We start from the raw sequence: 16,523 nt of genomic DNA, 5'->3' as shown, positions 1-16,523 counted from the left end.
TAGTATCTGTAGTAATAATAGACAAAATAAACAGAATAACAATGGCAGGAGTGGTTAAAATGTATAACGAAGAGTACAAACGCTGGATGGCGGCAGATTTCGAAGATGCAGATCTGAAACCAGAATTATCTAAGATTGAAGGAAATGATGAGGAGATCAAGGAGCGCTTTGCTGTTTCCCTGAAATTTGGTACAGCAGGACTTCGCGGTGTTCTTGGCGCAGGTACCAACCGCATGAATATCTATGTAGTACGTCAGGCTACACAGGGCCTTGCGAACTGGGTAAAGACACAGGGCGGCACACAGACCGTAGCCATCAGCTATGACAGCCGTCTGAAGAGTGATGTATTTGCCAAGACAGCTGCAGGCGTGCTGGCTGCCAACGGAATCAAGGTCAGAATTTATGACGCATTAATGCCTGTTCCGGCTCTTTCCTTTGCAACACGCTACTATGAGTGTAATGCAGGAATCATGGTTACAGCTTCTCATAACCCTGCTAAATATAACGGATATAAGGCTTACGGCCCGGATGGCTGCCAGATGACAGATGACGCAGCAGCCATCGTTTATGATGAGATCCAGAAGACAGACGTACTGACTGGTGCCAAATACATGTCCTTTGCAGAAGGCGTTGAGGAAGGCCTGATCCGCTTTGTGGGAGATGACTGTAAACGTGCTCTGTATGATGCGATCGAGTCCCGTCAGGTTCGTCCAGGCCTTTGCAAGACCGCTGGCCTGAAGCTGGTTTACAGCCCGCTGAACGGTTCCGGACTTGTACCGGTAACCCAGATCCTCAAGGATATCGGAATCACAGATGTGACAATCGTTCCGGATCAGGAATACCCGAACGGATACTTTACCACATGCAGCTACCCGAACCCGGAGATTTTCGCAGCTCTGGAGCAGGGCCTGAAGCTTGCTAAGGAGACAGGTGCAGATCTTATGCTTGCAACTGACCCGGACGCAGACCGTGTTGGTATTGCTATGAAATGCCCGGATGGCTCCTATGAGCTGGTAAGCGGAAATGAAGTGGGAGTTCTTCTTCTTGACTATATTGCAGCAGGACGCATTGAGAAGGGTACAATGCCGAAGAACCCGGTTGCAGTGAAATCCATTGTATCCACACCTCTGGCAGATGCAGTTGCTGAGCACTACGGCGTAGAGCTTAGAAGCGTACTTACCGGATTCAAGTGGATCGGTGACCAGATCGCACAGTTAGAAGCAGCTGGCGAAGTTGACCGTTTCATCTTCGGATTTGAGGAGAGTTACGGATACCTTGCAGGACCATATGTACGTGATAAAGATGCGATCATCGGATCCATGCTGATTTGCGAGATGGCTGCATATTACAGAAGCATTGGAAGCTCCCTGAAGCAGAGACTTGAGGAAATCTATGCGCAGTACGGCCGTTACCTGAACAAGGTAGACAGCTTCGAATTCCCAGGCCTTAGCGGAATGGATACCATGGCAGGAATCATGCAGAAATTCCGTGACAATCCGCCGGCAGAGATTGCAGGCTACAAGGTAGTAAAGGTTACTGATTACAAGAAACCTGAAGAGACAGGTCTTCCGGCAGCAAATGTTCTGATCTACAAATTGGAGAATAACGAGACTGTTGTAGTTCGTCCATCCGGAACAGAGCCGAAGATCAAGATCTACTATACAACTCTTGGCAAAGACCTTGCAGAGGCAGAAGCTGAAAAAGAGAAACTGGCTAAGGCACTTGAGCCGATGATGGCTTAAAACCGTTTTCAAACAAGTTCTAAGGCATTTGGTTCAGAAGAAACATAGCTTGAACGCAGATCGCGAGGCGACTGCGTTCATGAGCAAGTAGCGAAGCGGATTGCGAATGTCCGCTTTACTATAGTTTAGTAAATGACTCTGGAATCCCTCTTGCGTATAGCAGCGCAAGGGGGATTCTTTGCGCTGATAACTTTATTTATTTGCATAATGTGAAGAGATTTTATTTTGTAATTCGTTAATTACAATAAAGGGAAAAACATATAGTATAATTCCCGAAAAGAAAACGAGGTGACTGATGAATGTGGACGTTATTATTTATATTTTTGATGTTTGGCGTATTCGGTAAACTGATTGGACTTGCATTCCGTGCCACATGGGGAATTACGAAGATCTTTTTTCGCCTGATCTTTCTTCCAGTAGTTCTGATCGGACTTGTACTGGCTGGCCTGATGTACATAGCCCTGCCGCTGCTTGTAGTCATCGGAATCGCAGTGCTGGTGCTGGCGTAATTACGTGGGATTTTTTATATATATTTATAAAAATAAAAATACACGAAAATAAAATCGAAAATATGTGCGATTTGCCAGATGACAAAATGCGACAGATATGTTAGTATAGATACATCAACAAAAGACAAGAGATAGAAGTACGAAAGAAAATTAAAGTACCAAAGAAACCAAAAGCACTAAAGAATTTCAAACTACGAAAGAATTTTAACAACCAAAGACCCTGTAAGAAATACTCCAGATAAGACAGTATCCCCTGCAGAACACATCCGCTAAAATCTATAACAAAACACATCAGAAAAACTGGCTGGGAACTTATTTCCCAGCCATATTTATAACAAAATCCAATATAACCCACTCATTGAGAAATAAACTTAAGGAAAATACAACAACTGTTTATATTTGAAATCTATAGCCCTTCCCAGAGAAATCGTGTATACTAAAAGTTAAAAATGGGTCCCAAAAGAGCCCGTAAAATTATTGGATTTAAAGGACAGTATACACCCTTGAAATTAAAAATATAATTTGTAACAGGAGAGTATCCTAAGTAATCGGATTTATTGACTAATGTGATTAAATGTGTTTAAATATACTCAAAGGAGTAAATTATTATGAACACATCAAATATCACAAATTACAAGCCAAAAGATTTTGCTGAACTGTTAGGTGTATCTGTAAAAACATTACAGCGTTGGGATAGAGAAGGAACTCTAAAGGCAAACCGGACTCCAACTGATAGACGTTATTACACTTATGACCAATATCTACAATTCAAAGGAATAAATACTGAAGATGACAAACGTCAGGTAGTTATTTATGCCAGGGTATCTACAAGAAATCAAAAAGATGATTTACAAAACCAGGTTACATTTTTACGACAGTTTTGTAATGCCAAAGGTATTATTGTAGACCAGTGTATTGAAGATTATGGAAGCGGTCTTAATTACAATCGTAAAAAGTGGAACGAATTATTAGATGAAGTGATGGAACAAAAAATCAAAACTATAATCGTAACTCACAAAGATAGATTTATCAGATTTGGTTACGGCTGGTTTGAAAAATTCTGTACGAAGTTCAATACGACCATCGTGGTAGTGAACAATGAAGAACTATCACCACAAGAAGAACTCGTGCAGGATATTGTTTCAATACTCCATATGTTCTCCTGCAGGTTGTACGGACTTCGTAAGTATAAAAAACAAATAGAAAGGGATGTGGAAATTGCTAAAGAGCTTCAAGACGGAAATAAACCCGTCAGAGGAACAGAAAGTCAAGATTCATAAGACGATAGGAACTTGTAGATTCATTTATAATTTCTATCTTGCTCATAACAAAGAACTTTACGACAACGGTGAAAAGTTTATGAGTAGTAACAAGTTTAGAGTCTGGCTTAACCATGAATATCTTTCTGAGCATCCAGAGTATTCGTGGATTAAGGAAGTTTATTCAAAAGCAGTAACACAGGCAGTAAATAACGGACAAACTGCTTTTGCAAGATTTTTTAATCACGAGAGCGCTTTTCCTAATTTCAAAAAGAAAGGCAAATCTGATGTAAAGATGTATTTTGTAAAGAATAATCCAAAAGATTGTCGTTGCGAAAGGCACAGAATCAATATTCCGTCACTTGGCTGGGTCCGCATCAAAGAAAAAGGATATATTCCAACAACTAAAGACGGATATGTGATTAAAAGCGGCACGGTCTCAATGAAAGCTGACAGATACTATGTTTCTGTTCTTGTAGAAATTTTAAATAACAAGATAGCCAATAATTCCAATGCAGGAATTGGCATTGACCTTGGATTAAAGGATTTTGCCATTGTTTCTAATGGTAAAACTTATAAGAACATTAACAAATCTGCAAGATTAAAGAAACTTGAAAAACAGCTTATTCGAGAACAGAGAAGTCTTTCTCGAAAGTATGAAAATTTAAAGAAAGGAGAGTCCACTCAAAAAACAAATATACAAAAACAAAGGCTTAAGGTACAGAAACTTCATCATAGAATAGATAATATTCGTACTGATTACATCAATAAAACAATCGCAGAGATAGTAAAAACCAAACCATCTTATATTACAATTGAAGATTTGAATGTAAAAGGTATGATGAAAAACAGACATCTTTCAAAAGCTGTTGCTTCACAGAAGTTTTATGAATTTAGAACAAAGCTTCAAGCTAAATGCAATGAAAATGGAATCGAACTTCGAGTAGTAGACAGATGGTATCCATCATCTAAAACCTGTCACTGCTGTGGCGCTGTCAAAAAAGATTTAAAGCTTTCAGATAGAATATTTAAATGCAGTTGCGGTTATGTCGAAGACAGAGATTTCAATGCTGCACTTAATTTGAGAGATGCGATAACTTACGAAGCTGCATAACTAAAACGCAAACGTAAGTATGTACCGAAGGCTATTTTCGGGAATTTACGACTATGGAGTGTACAAGAACTTGCGAGTAGATATGATTTCGGTCAATCCAAAGCATACACGATGAAATAGTAAGTAATGTTCGTGAGAACTTACATTATCTCGATGTGAGCATATTTAATCACATTTTGAGTGGCAGGTAGAGATGGCTTTAATGACGGTATACCATGGCGGATATATGGCTGTAAAACAGCCTGAAATTCGTAAAGGTCGCAATATAAAGGATTTTGGAACCGGATTTTACTGTACTGTAATTAAAGAACAGGCGCAGAGGTGGGCAAGAAGATATGATACCAAAGTTGTATCTATATATGAGGTTCGGTTAAGGCCAACTTTGAAAATCAAGGAATTTAAAGACATGACAAATGAATGGCTTAATTTTATTATAGCATGCAGAAGTGGAATCCCGCATGATTTTGATATAGTAATAGGTGCAATGGCCGATGATCAGATATATAATTACATATCTGACTATATGGAAGGGACAATTACAAGCGAGCAGTTTTGGGTTATGGCGAAGTTTAAGTATCCCACATATCAGATTAATTTTTGCACGCAGAAAGCTTTAAAGTGCCTGCAATATCGAGACTATGAGGAGGTAAAATAAATGGCAGGACAACTGGGAAGGGAAAGCCGAGAAGATAATGATTTGTTCTATACGTGCAGCCTTATTGATTATATTGCAAGAAAAACCAAAAATACAAGGGCCGATGTTGTAAATACATTAGGTGTAAATCGAATCAGAAAAATCTATGATCTGGCGGATATTTATCACAGCGATAATATCGATCGTGTGAGTACAGATTATATAGAAGATGCGAATATTAAAAATGGAACCTTTGATAATGTAGGAATGTGCACATATTCCATTCCATCCCATTGGGATATAGGAAAGGTGTACAAAAGATTAATAAAACAGGTTGCGGAAACAGAAAAGGTGGATGTCGTAGAAGCATTAATGAAAGTATACAATTCTTTTATCAGTTCGAAAATAGATGATTATAACAGCAGTGTCTATTACGAAAATCCATCCTATATATATGAATGCTATATGGAAAATAAAATGCTATAACGGTCAATAGAAAGGCATGCAATGAACTTACAGCAGGCGAAGGAACTTCTCGGAATTAATCAGGATGATGATGAACGGGAGATAAAACGGAAATATCATAATTCTCTTGTGAAACCGGAAAGCACCGATGGGAAAGGGCAGAGAATTTACCACTTTAAGGCGTTTCTGGCTGCACCGCCTCAGACAGTGGAGAGCACACGGATTGCCAACCTGCAGCCAGGAGAATATCTTTACCCAAGAGCATTCCACGGCAATCAGATTCAGCTTATGAACAAGGAACGACAGATACTGGGATATCTCCGCATGGAAGATGAGCATCTATATTTTTGCATCATTCCTCTTTTAAAACGCCACGCCGCTCAGGTGAAGCTTCTGGTGAAATCCGATGATGCAGAAGAGAAAGGAATCTATCGAAGTAAATATGCAGGAAATTCCAGTGCCTCTGACAGAAGCCGTATCGGAAATCATGCAACAAAGGCTGATATAGATTTCTACTTCCGCCTGGAAGATGAGAGCTACAACCGCACAGACCTGAACCTAAAAATAGCAGAGCTTCTTTCCGAATATGAGAAATACCTGCAGCAAGGCCGCTTTTCCGATTTGTTCCAACGGCTGGCCCGTTCCAATTTCCGAAGCCGCTTTCATCTGAAAGAGAAGGACAGGCAGTACATTCAGGAGAAAGGGATGGATACCATCCGCAGTCACGCCAGGGATTTTGTGCGTACGAGGCTGGCACCTGCCCAGATTCCAAACGATGGCAAGCAGACTCCCATGCGTGGACATCCGATATTTCTGGCGCAGCATGCCACAGGCTGCTGTTGCCGCGGTTGCCTGTACAAATGGCACCGAATTCCCCAGGGCGTACAGCTTACTCAGAACCAACAGGACTATGTGGTAGATGTACTTATGACCTGGATTGAAAAAGAAAATACCGGTAAGTAGGAATATTTCGTTTGATAGAGCATGCTTACCCACTATTTTATCATCAAATATTAAACAGAGGAATTGCCCATGAAAATTTTTCATCTATCCGATTTACACATTGGACTGAAATTAATTAATCGAGATCTCAGAGAAGATCAGGAATATATTTTGAACCAGATTATCCAGAAAGCGAAGGAGGAAAAGCCGGACGCAATTTTGATTGCAGGTGATATTTACGACAAAGCTGTTCCGTCTGCTGAAGCGGTAGAGGTATTTGATCATTTTATTGGAAATCTGCGCACAGCAGTACCGGAATCAGTTGTTATGATGATCAGCGGCAATCACGACAGTGCACCCCGCGTCAATTGCTTCCGCAGCGTGCTGACCCACCAGCGCATCCACATGATCGGAATGCCTCCGCAGACCGAAGAAGACCATATTGAGAAAGTAGTATTTCAGGATGAATATGGATCTGTGAATTTTTATCTTCTTCCTTTTGTGAAACCTTCTATGGTGAAGTTGATCGTAGGAACTGATGAGAATGGAAATAATCTATCATATAATGAGACCATTCATCGTCTGATTGATCGTGAGGAAATTGATGAAACTCAGAGGAATATTCTGGTCAGCCATCAGTTCTATCTTCCCTCTGGCGAAAATGCAGAAGAGGTAGAACGAATGGATTCTGAGATTCGTACTATCGGAAATATTGACCAGGTATCCGCTGATATCCTGAAGAAATTTGATTATGCAGCCCTGGGACATATTCACAAACCAATGAAAGTAGGAAGCGAATTTTACCGTTATTGCGGTACGCCCCTTGCATGCTCTGTCAGCGAAGCAGGACAGAGCAAAGGAATTATAATGGTTGACATAAAACAAAAAAATCAGATTACTACAGAGATTTTGCCACTTGTGCCATTGCGGCAGATCAGAGTGATTCGTGGTGACCTTGAGGAGGTTCTGGCACAGACCTGTAGGGATTATGTAACAGTTATTCTTACGGATAAAGTAGACCTGGATGTAATCGATATGCAGGACCGTCTGCGTCTGGCATTCCCGGGACTTCTGGAAATACGCCGGGAAACGGTACGGCAGGCAGACTATACCAGACATGCGGCTGTAGAGAAAACCTTAAATCCTTTTGAACTCTGCTGTCAGTTCCTGAATGACGCAGACGAGGAGGAGAAAGAGATTCTTCAGGACATCATCAATACTGTACAGGGGGTGACGAAATGAGACCTGTGAAGCTTACCATGCAGGCATTTGGTTCCTACGGAAATCTGACCAAGATTGATTTTAGCGAGCCAGACCAGAACCTATTTCTGGTAACAGGAGACACTGGCGCAGGCAAAACCACTATATTTGATGCTATTGTATTTGCGCTTTACGGCGAGGCAAGCTCCAGCACCAATAAGAAAGACGGTGTTGTGCTTCAGAGTCAATACGTAGAACTAAATGTAGAGCCTTTTGTAGAACTTGTTTTTTCTGAAGGTACAGGAGAGACTCGTCAGCTTTATACAGTTCGTCGTGTCCCAAGGCATTTGAAGCGTCTTACAAGAGGTGCCGGGAAAAACACCGGAAGCCGTGAAGTGACAGGCTCTGTCAGCTTGATCATGCCAGATGGAACTGAATATCCGCAGAAAGAAGCGGACAGCAAGCTTGGCGAAATCCTTGGTCTTAATAAAGGCCAGTTTATGCAGGTAGCTATGATTGCGCAAGGGGAGTTTATGGAGCTTCTTCGCGCCAAATCTGACGATAAGAAGGTGATTTTCCGTAAGCTTTTTAATACAGAGCTGTATCAGAATATTGTAGATGAGCTGATGAACCGCAAACGATCATTAGAAAAAGACATTGCCCAGATTAAGACTGCCTGTCAGACTGAGACTGCTCATGTGGTAATTTCCCAGGAATATGAGAAATGGGAAGAAATGGAAGCACTGAAAAAGCAGATTCAGAACGGTGAGATTGTAGTGATGGACCAGTTTCTCACTCAGTTGACAGAGCTATGCAGTACATTGAGGACTCGTATACAAGAGGCACAGAAAGATCTGGATACTCTTTCTAAGCTTCGGGATGAAAAGAGGGATGCCTATACCAGTGCCAGTCAGCTGCAGGGCTTATATAACCAGCTTGAAGAGGCACTTTTTGAGTTAAAAGCATGCGAAGACGTAGAAGCACAGATAAAGGAGAAGATGCTTCTTTCTGAGCACATACGAACTGCATATGAGATTCAAGCAGAGTACCTGCGCTGTCAGGACGCCTTTGGAAATCTGCGAAATCATGAAAATGCCTTGAAAGAGCAGCAGGAACGCAGCCCACAACTGGAAAACCAGGCGAAGCTTACAGCAGAAGAAGCATCTAAAGTGCAGGAACTTGCTGAAGGAGAGAAAGAAGTTTATACCACCATATATGAGCGGGTAAATAAGGAAATGAAGCTTCGCAAGCGGATTAGCGAAGCGCAGGCTATAGCCAGAGAGAGCCAGGAAACGCGTCAGGCAGCGGAAACAGCTGCACAGAAAGCACGTGAAGATTTGGACAGCCTGGAGAAAAAGGAAGAAGAGTGGCGCACCCAGGCGGAGACACTTGCAGATACTGGAGAGAAAATAGCCCTTTGGAAAGGGCTGAACCAGGAGCTTGAAGCTCTCTTTGCAGATCTGGAAGATGCAGAAAAGCAGCTTCAAATGACCGAAAAGCAGAAGAAAGAGTCTGAAAAAGCGAAGAAATCCTATATTAAAATCCGTGCGCTTTATGAAAGCCAGAACCAGAAATATGAATCCATGAGACGAATTTTTCTGGATGAGCAGGCAGGCTTCCTTGCCAGAGAACTTCAGCCAGGCAAACCATGTCCGGTATGCGGAGCTTTGGAGCATCCACATCCTTGTGCCACATCGGAATCCCATGCCGACCTTACCAGAGAGCAGTTAGATCTGGCAGAGAAGGAAGCCTCCCGGCTGCGCAGCCAGCAGGAACAGATTGCAGGAGAAGCCCGTGCGGCAGCAGACCTTGCCATAGAGAAAGAAAAGGGATACCAGGATAAACTGGAGAAGCTGTGCGGAGGAATGCAGGAGCTTTTCAAAGATGCTGCTGAAGAAAATGTGCAGAATGCCGCTGGAATTTCCGAGATAATAGACCGGTCGCCTTTGGAGTTCATAAAACAGCAGTTGGAAACCAGAAAGCTTGCATTGCAAAAACAGTATACACAGTTTCAAAAAGATCAGAACACTTTGCTGAAGCTCCAGAATCAGCTTAGTCACGTAGAAGAAACGAAAAAACGGGGAAAACTCACTGTTGAGGAAACCAACCAGAAACTGACAGAAGCAATCGCTGCTGCAAAGAGTAGTCAGGATGTGCTGAAACAGCTTAGCAGTTCACTGGAATATCCGTCGGAAGAAGCTGCTATGCAGGAATTTGATAAATCCAAGGCGAAATGGAAAGAAGCTGCCAGGGCTGCAGAAGATGCACAGAAGAAATCATCCACAGCTTCCGAAGCCTTTGTGAACTGCATCAGCCTGATTCAGCGCTACATGGATGAACTGCCTGGATTACAGAAAGCTTTGCAGGAGAGACTGGCTTCTTATACAGAATTGCTGCATGCCAAAGATATGACAGAGAGTGAATGGAAGCCTTTAACAGAGGAATATTCCCGCCAGATGGCAGACCAACTGCAGAAAGAAACCGACACCTGGAAACAGAAAAAAATTGCGGCGCAGACAGTGAAAGATTCTGCCAGCAAGGCAATTGACGGAAGAACGAAACCAGATCCGGAGCTTGCGAAGGCTCAGATGGAGGAAGCGGAAGTAAAACGTAGATTGGCACAGGAAAAACTGGATTCATATAAAGAACAATATAAAGCAGATCAGGATGCCTGCAGTATTCTTACTCCGCAGATGGAGAAGCGAGGCAAGATTATTGAGAAGCATGCCAAGCTGGAAACTTTGTATAAATTGCTGTCTGGAAATATGTCCGGTAACAGAATGGATCTGGAAACCTTTGTGCAGAGATATTATCTGGAGAAAATATTATATGCAGCCAATCGCCGCTTTTCAGATATGTCTGCGGGACAGTTTGAGCTTCGCATGGTAGATGCAGCCAATGCCGGCAAAGGTAAAAACCGTGGGTTGGATCTTATGGTATATTCCAATGTAACCGGAAAGGAGCGGGAGGTCCGTACTCTTTCCGGTGGAGAGTCCTTTATGGCTGCATTGTCCCTTGCTCTTGGAATGGCAGACCAGATTCAGGAAAGCTCTGCATCTATTAATTTAGATGTAATGTTTGTAGATGAAGGCTTTGGTTCATTAGATGAGCATTCCAGAGAGCAGGCCGTAAAGGTTCTTCAGGAACTTGCTGGCGGCAGCAAACTGATCGGTATTATTTCCCATGTAACGGAATTGAAACAGGAAATTGAAGACCAGCTAATCGTTACGAAGGACGAGAAGGGAAGTCATGTAAGGTGGCAGATTAGTTAGAGAACTGCTGAAAAATCAGGAAATGATTTTTCAAAAATTTTCTAAATGCCTTGAATAAATTTGTTAAATTCTTCCGGATTGTCATAGTCTGTAATTATGCAATCCACAATACGGCGGATTTCATCCTGGTGTTCCTCGTGCTCATCATAAACAGCAGCCACATAGAAACCATCATTTTTGGCTGTTGTCAGTGCATGGAGGGAATCTTCGAAAACAATAGTATTGCTTCTGTCAGTACCAAGAAATTTCATAGCTTCCCGATAGATAGCTGGTTCGTCCTTACCTGCTCCCACGGAAGTACAGGTAAATATTTCACTGAAACAATGGAGCACCCCGCAGCGAGTCAGAACGGTCTCTACCAGAGATCGTTCTGCGGCGGTTGCGATGCACATTTTAACACCTGCCTGATGAAGCTGTGTGAGGAATTTGGCTGCGTGAGGCTTTAGTTGAGCCTCATAGCGGTAGAAGTCATCTACAATTGCGACAGCACCCTTGATCAGATCGTCAGGAGTCTGCTTTACGCCATAATAATCAATAAAGTAATCAGCTGCCTGCTGAAGACTCATAGTAGCAATTATCTCATTAAGATCAGGCTCCGGCTCGATTCCCTGGCTTCGCAGGTAAATTTCGCCTACATGATCCCAGGCGGACATGGAATCCAGAAGTGTTCCGTCCAGATCCCAGATTGCACCCTTTAACATAAGTATCCTCCTAGCGATCTGCTTCGCAGCTCTGAATCATGTTCTTGGTAAGCTCTTTGAGCTCCTTTGTGGCTTCTGTAATATTTTTTGCTGCGAAGATAGCGCTGACCACAGCAATTCCACAGATTCCGGTACCCTGAAGCTCCATAACATTTTCACGGGAAATTCCGCCAATAGCAATAACTGGGATGTTTACTGCTTCGCAAATCTGTTTCACAGTTTCATGGCTGATGCTGTTAGCATCTTTTTTGGTTCCGGTATGAAATACAGCACCGACACCCAGGTAATCAGCACCATTTTTTTCGGCAAGCACTGCCTGCTCTACTGTCTGGGCAGAAACACCGATGATTTTATCCGGTCCAAGAATCGCCCGCACATTGGATGCTTCCATATCATGCTGTCCTACATGTACGCCGTCAGCGTCAATTTTTTTTGCAATCTCTACGTTGTCATTAATTACAAATGGCACATGATAACGTGCACATAGTTCTTTAATTTCCACAGCCTCCTTCAGAAAGCTGTCAGCATCCAGATCTTTTTCACGGAGCTGGATAAATGTGGCACCGCCTTTCAGGGCATCCTCTACCTGCTCGTATAAAGTTCTGCCATTTAACCAGCTGCGGTCTGTAACGCCATAAAGTAAAAGATCGTTTTTATCACAGTTCATATCAAAATCTCCTAACTTCATAATAATTATGGTAAAAAAACATAAACCAGTTCTGTTTACTATAAGGCAGTATACCACAAAACTATTCCCATGAAAAAGCCTTAGTTGACCGTGCGCGGAAATTTTTTTACACCATGTGGGTAAGCTGCCAGGAAAGCAAGAAGTACCCTAATAGCTCTACACAGGTTTTATGCTGTGTTTTACTATTAGGGTACAGTTAATTATTTTTATTCAATATATGAGGCTTTTAAATTATTCTTGCTCCTGTGTTGGGAACTGGAAGTACTGCTGTGTAAATTCTCCCATCAGTTCTTCTAATGGTGCTAATGGTTCGGAATGTACGGTTATACCTGCTCCGAAATCGATATAACCCATGTTTTCATCTGCTTCCGGCCACTGAGCTAAGCCTTCTCCGTTTGGATCACCGTTGGTAATGAAATTCACCCAGTACTGATTCATTTTTTCTGCCAGTTCATAGTCCCAATCTCTCCAGTTTCTGGAGGCAGGTACACCATCCCGCATGGAGTTAAATGCATAGAACTGTTCGCTGGAATGCCATGCCCACTGCTCGGCGGCAGAACGGTCTGTTCCTATCTCTGTAATGCTTTCCGGAGTTATCTGGCTGAACAGATAAGTATAATTCTTTGCCTTTCCATCAGTTCTCTCAGCCATAAGCTTGCCATAAAGACGATTTACCATAAGATTGCGGCTATCCTGAGTTCCGAAGCCTAATGTTCCAAGCTGACGGCTGGTAACCATAGCAGTTTTATCTGTGATTTTCAAAAGATTTTCAAAATCATATTTGTCATACAGATCACCTAACTGTTCTTTGTATTCAGCATAAAAATCATCAGCAGTTGCTGTTGCCAGGTATTTTGCTTCTCCCATATTTGTTCCTGAAAGAATAGATACATCATCAAATACACCTTCATTGATGGCTTCCTGGATACTTGGATATGCTATATAAAGATCATCCTGGTTCATGCTGCCCGGATAATGCTCACTTGCAGATTTCAGCAGTTCTTCTCCGTCCATAGCTCTTAATTCTTCCATGGAAATATCAGCAGACAGACCTAAATCCTCCAGATATGCAGTTCCGTTCTTTTCTGCATCTTCCTGGCTCTGGAATGCTCCGACATACTTCAGTCCGCTCTCCAGAATCAGTTTATCTACATCAACATCCATTTGCGGTGAGGCTATCATGGACATTGCTTTCATTGTGCCGCCTGACTGACCTCCAACAGTGATGTTTTCAGGATCTCCTCCGAAATTTGCAATATTTTCCTTGATCCATTCCAGTGCTTTGATCTGATCCATCAATCCGTAGTTTCCGCTCTGTCCCTGCTCTTCAGAAAGCTGAGGCAGAGATAAATAACCGAATACTCCAAGTCTCTGCTCTACAGAAACTGCAATTACATCATTTTCTGCAAAAGCATCCAGGTTTCCCTCAGCACTGTAGGTATGTCCGACTGTCAGTCCGCCTCCATGGAACCACACATAGACTGGTTTTTTCTCATCACCTGTCAGGTTCTCCTCTGTGGTAGAAATATTCAGGTACAGACAATCCTCACTCATTTCCGGCGCTGTGTTATTGTGGAAATCTGTTCCGCTGGGTTCTACAAAGCCGAGCTCCTGCATGGGCATTTCCCTATTGGTATCGCACACAAGAATATCATCCCATTTCTCGTGATCCACAGGTGCCTTCCATCTAAGGTCTCCTACAGGCGGGGCTGCATATGGCACGCCTTTGAACTGTACCACATTCTCATACCCTTCATCCGTACTGTTGATTCCTTGAACCTTTCCGTAACTGGTATCTACAACATTATCGAGATTCTCTGAAGCTGATACAGTCATTCCTGATAACATCATCATGGCCGCTGATGCCATTAAAACTACCATTCTTTTTTTCATTTACATTTCCTCCTCGTATTCTTTGTTACTTACATTGCTTTTTTTCTTTTATATTGCCGATGATTTATTATGGCATTTTTTTAATTCTCTCACTATAAGTATTTTTCTTTCTTCCTATAACTTTTTTGATTTCTAAGGAGATAAGAAAAATCAAAAAGTACCCTAATAGCTCCACACAGCTTGTGTTCTGTGGTTTACTATTAGGGTACAGTTGCCTATTGGGGAATTATGGCAGCTATGCAGCGTAAATACTTTTTAATTCAGCGTGTTTTTCTATTATTCTGATAATGGAACCTGGAAATACTGCTGTGCAAATTCTTCCATCAGTTCTTCTAATGGTGCTAATGGTTCGGAATGTACGGTTATACCTGCTCCGAAGTCGATATAGCCCATGTTTTCGTCTGCTTCTGGCCACTGAGCTAAGCCTTCTCCATTTGGATCACCATTGGTAATGAAATTCACCCAGTACTGATTCATCTTCTCTGCCAGTTCATAGTCCCAGTCTCTCCAGTCTCTGGAAGCAGGTACACCATCCCGCATAGAATTAAAGACATAAAACTGTTCGCTGGAATGCCATGCCCACTGCTCGGCGGCAGAGCGGTCTGTTCCTATCTCTGTAATGCGTTCCGGAGTTACCTGGCTGAACAGATAAGTATAATTCTTCGCTTTTCCATCGGTTCTTTCAGTCATCAGTTTGCCATAAAGACGATTCATCATGATATTAGCGCCGCTCCAGCTTCCGAAGCCTAATGTTCCAAGCTGTCGGCTGGTAATCATAGCAGTATTGTCTGTAACCTTCAAAAGATTCTCGAAATCATATTTGTCATACAGATCGCCTAATTTTTCTTTGTATGCAGCATAAAATTCATCCGCAGTTGGTGTCTGTAAGTACTGTCCTTCTCCCATATTTGCACCGGAAAGAATCGACACATCATCAAACACACCTTCATTAACAGCTTCCTGGATGCTTGGATATGCTACATAAAGACCGTCCTGATTCATACGACCGGGGTAATGTTCACTTGCGGATTTCAGCAGTTCTTCTCCGTCCATAGCTCTTAATTCTTCCATGGAAATATCAGCAGACAGACCTAAATCCTCCAGATATGCAGTTCCGTTCTTTTCTGCATCTTCCTGGCTCTGGAATGTTCCAGGATAATTCAGTCCGCTCTCAAGAACCAGTTTATCTACATCAACATCCATTTTTGGTGAAGCTATCATAGTTGTTGCTTTTGTTGTGCCGCCTGACTGACCTCCAACAGTGATGTTTTCAGGATCTCCTCCGAAATTCGCAATATTTTCCTTGATCCATTCCAGTGCTTTGATCTGATCCATCAATCCGTAGTTTCCGCTCTGTCCCTGCTCTTCAGAAAGCTGAGGCAGAGATAAATAACCGAATACTCCAAGTCTTTGCTCTACAGAAACTGCAATTACACCATTTTCTGCGAAAGCATCCAGATTTCCTTCAGCACTGTAGGTATGTCCGACTGTCAGTCCGCCGCCATGGAACCATACATAGACTGGTTTTTTCTCGTCACCTGCCAGGTTCTCCTCTGTGGTGGAAATATTCAAGTACAGACAGTCTTCGCTCATTTCCGGTGCTGTGTTATTGTGAAAATCTGTTCCACTTGGTTCTACAAAGCCAAGCTCCTGCATGGGCATTTCCCTATTGGTATCACATACAAGAATATCATCCCATTTCTCGTGATCCACAGGTGCCTTCCATCTAAGGTCTCCTACAGGCGGGGCTGCATATGGCACTCCCTTGAACTGTACCACATTCTCATACCCTTCGTCCGTACTGTTGATTCCCTGAACCTTTCCGTAACTGGTATCTACAACATTATCCAGATTTTCTGAAGCCGATACGGTCATTCCTGATAACATCATCATGGCCGCTGATGCCATTAAAACTACCATTCTTTTTTTCATTTGCGTTTTCTCCTTTCGTATTCCTGGCTGAATTTCCGTGGTATTTAAAAGGTTTCTGGTATGATTCCCTATCTGCGTATACGGCCTTCTTCCTCCTCTCACGCTGCTGATAATTTATTATGACATTTATTTTATCTTCTCACCATAATTCTTTTTCTTTCTTCCTATAATT

At 42.4% G+C, this 16,523-nt stretch carries 13 protein-coding genes; 9 read left to right on the top strand and 4 right to left on the bottom strand.

Features of this window, described 5'->3' with window-relative positions; translation table 11 throughout:
- The first annotated feature begins 59 nt into the window (after positions 1-59).
- The 9 genes from OCV70_RS10355 to OCV70_RS10315 all read left to right on the top strand — a co-directional run bounded on the left by OCV70_RS10355 (position 60) and on the right by OCV70_RS10315 (position 11,137).
- Positions 60-1,742, top strand: coding sequence for a phospho-sugar mutase (locus tag OCV70_RS10355; protein ID WP_195588308.1), 1,683 nt, complete (start codon positions 60-62; stop codon positions 1,740-1,742).
- Between the two features lie 299 nt (positions 1,743-2,041).
- On the top strand, positions 2,042-2,251 hold the full coding sequence (locus OCV70_RS10350) for a hypothetical protein (RefSeq protein WP_117852847.1): 210 nt from the start codon (positions 2,042-2,044) through the stop codon (positions 2,249-2,251).
- Positions 2,252-2,874: 623 nt separating this feature from the next.
- Complete coding sequence (locus OCV70_RS10345; RefSeq protein WP_195588310.1) at positions 2,875-3,531, top strand: IS607 family transposase; 657 nt, start codon at positions 2,875-2,877, stop codon at positions 3,529-3,531.
- Positions 3,461-4,624, top strand: a complete 1,164-nt coding sequence (locus OCV70_RS10340; RefSeq protein ID WP_173768621.1) for an RNA-guided endonuclease InsQ/TnpB family protein — start codon at positions 3,461-3,463, stop codon at positions 4,622-4,624. The genes OCV70_RS10345 and OCV70_RS10340 overlap by 71 nt, the downstream gene beginning before the upstream one ends.
- A 193-nt stretch (positions 4,625-4,817) precedes the next feature.
- Positions 4,818-5,279: a DUF3990 domain-containing protein gene (locus OCV70_RS10335; protein WP_173768505.1), complete on the top strand. Its 462-nt coding sequence runs from the start codon at positions 4,818-4,820 to the stop codon at positions 5,277-5,279.
- A complete protein-coding gene (locus OCV70_RS10330; RefSeq protein WP_173768507.1) occupies positions 5,280-5,744 on the top strand; it encodes a hypothetical protein in 465 nt (154 codons plus the stop codon).
- Positions 5,745-5,765: 21 nt separating this feature from the next.
- Positions 5,766-6,686, top strand: a complete 921-nt coding sequence (locus OCV70_RS20315) for a DUF4186 domain-containing protein (protein ID WP_330385716.1) — start codon at positions 5,766-5,768, stop codon at positions 6,684-6,686.
- Positions 6,687-6,755: 69 nt separating this feature from the next.
- Positions 6,756-7,907, top strand: coding sequence for an exonuclease SbcCD subunit D (locus OCV70_RS10320; protein ID WP_173768509.1), 1,152 nt, complete (start codon positions 6,756-6,758; stop codon positions 7,905-7,907).
- Entirely contained in the window at positions 7,904-11,137 is a 3,234-nt protein-coding gene (locus OCV70_RS10315; protein ID WP_173768511.1) for an AAA family ATPase, read from the top strand. Before OCV70_RS10320 ends, OCV70_RS10315 begins: the two co-directional genes overlap by 4 nt.
- A 41-nt stretch (positions 11,138-11,178) precedes the next feature.
- Here the strand turns inward: OCV70_RS10315 and OCV70_RS10310 are convergent, their stop codons facing one another.
- From OCV70_RS10310 to OCV70_RS10295, 4 genes are all read right to left on the bottom strand, one after another.
- Entirely contained in the window at positions 11,179-11,838 is a 660-nt protein-coding gene (locus OCV70_RS10310; RefSeq protein WP_173768513.1) for an HAD family hydrolase, read from the bottom strand.
- Positions 11,839-11,848: 10 nt separating this feature from the next.
- Positions 11,849-12,505: a thiamine phosphate synthase gene (gene thiE, locus OCV70_RS10305; RefSeq protein ID WP_021925769.1), complete on the bottom strand. Its 657-nt coding sequence runs from the start codon at positions 12,503-12,505 to the stop codon at positions 11,849-11,851.
- A gap of 252 nt (positions 12,506-12,757) precedes the next feature.
- Complete coding sequence (locus OCV70_RS10300) at positions 12,758-14,419, bottom strand: carboxylesterase/lipase family protein (protein WP_021925768.1); 1,662 nt, start codon at positions 14,417-14,419, stop codon at positions 12,758-12,760.
- Positions 14,420-14,695: 276 nt separating this feature from the next.
- Complete coding sequence (locus tag OCV70_RS10295; RefSeq protein ID WP_117852862.1) at positions 14,696-16,351, bottom strand: carboxylesterase/lipase family protein; 1,656 nt, start codon at positions 16,349-16,351, stop codon at positions 14,696-14,698.
- Positions 16,352-16,523 lie beyond the last annotated feature (172 nt).

Origin of the sequence: Blautia acetigignens (genome assembly GCF_025566865.1) — a bacterium.
Lineage (GTDB): Bacteria > Bacillota > Clostridia > Lachnospirales > Lachnospiraceae > Blautia_A > Blautia_A acetigignens.
This window is presented reverse-complemented; position numbering and strand designations above follow the sequence as displayed.

What these genes read in the sequence shown, in the direction of transcription:
- OCV70_RS10295 (WP_117852862.1), bottom strand. Translation starts at nt 16,351, where the DNA reads ATGAAAAAAAGAATGGTAGTTTTAATGGCATCAGCGGCCATGATGATG.
- OCV70_RS10320 (WP_173768509.1), top strand. Translation starts at nt 6,756, where the DNA reads ATGAAAATTTTTCATCTATCCGATTTACACATTGGACTGAAATTAATT.
- OCV70_RS10330 (WP_173768507.1), top strand. Translation starts at nt 5,280, where the DNA reads ATGGCAGGACAACTGGGAAGGGAAAGCCGAGAAGATAATGATTTGTTC.
- thiE (WP_021925769.1), bottom strand. Translation starts at nt 12,505, where the DNA reads ATGAACTGTGATAAAAACGATCTTTTACTTTATGGCGTTACAGACCGC.
- OCV70_RS10300 (WP_021925768.1), bottom strand. Translation starts at nt 14,419, where the DNA reads ATGAAAAAAAGAATGGTAGTTTTAATGGCATCAGCGGCCATGATGATG.
- OCV70_RS20315 (WP_330385716.1), top strand. Translation starts at nt 5,766, where the DNA reads ATGAACTTACAGCAGGCGAAGGAACTTCTCGGAATTAATCAGGATGAT.
- OCV70_RS10340 (WP_173768621.1), top strand. Translation starts at nt 3,461, where the DNA reads ATGTGGAAATTGCTAAAGAGCTTCAAGACGGAAATAAACCCGTCAGAG.
- OCV70_RS10335 (WP_173768505.1), top strand. Translation starts at nt 4,818, where the DNA reads ATGGCTTTAATGACGGTATACCATGGCGGATATATGGCTGTAAAACAG.
- OCV70_RS10310 (WP_173768513.1), bottom strand. Translation starts at nt 11,838, where the DNA reads ATGTTAAAGGGTGCAATCTGGGATCTGGACGGAACACTTCTGGATTCC.
- OCV70_RS10350 (WP_117852847.1), top strand. Translation starts at nt 2,042, where the DNA reads ATGTGGACGTTATTATTTATATTTTTGATGTTTGGCGTATTCGGTAAA.
- OCV70_RS10355 (WP_195588308.1), top strand. Translation starts at nt 60, where the DNA reads ATGTATAACGAAGAGTACAAACGCTGGATGGCGGCAGATTTCGAAGAT.
- OCV70_RS10315 (WP_173768511.1), top strand. Translation starts at nt 7,904, where the DNA reads ATGAGACCTGTGAAGCTTACCATGCAGGCATTTGGTTCCTACGGAAAT.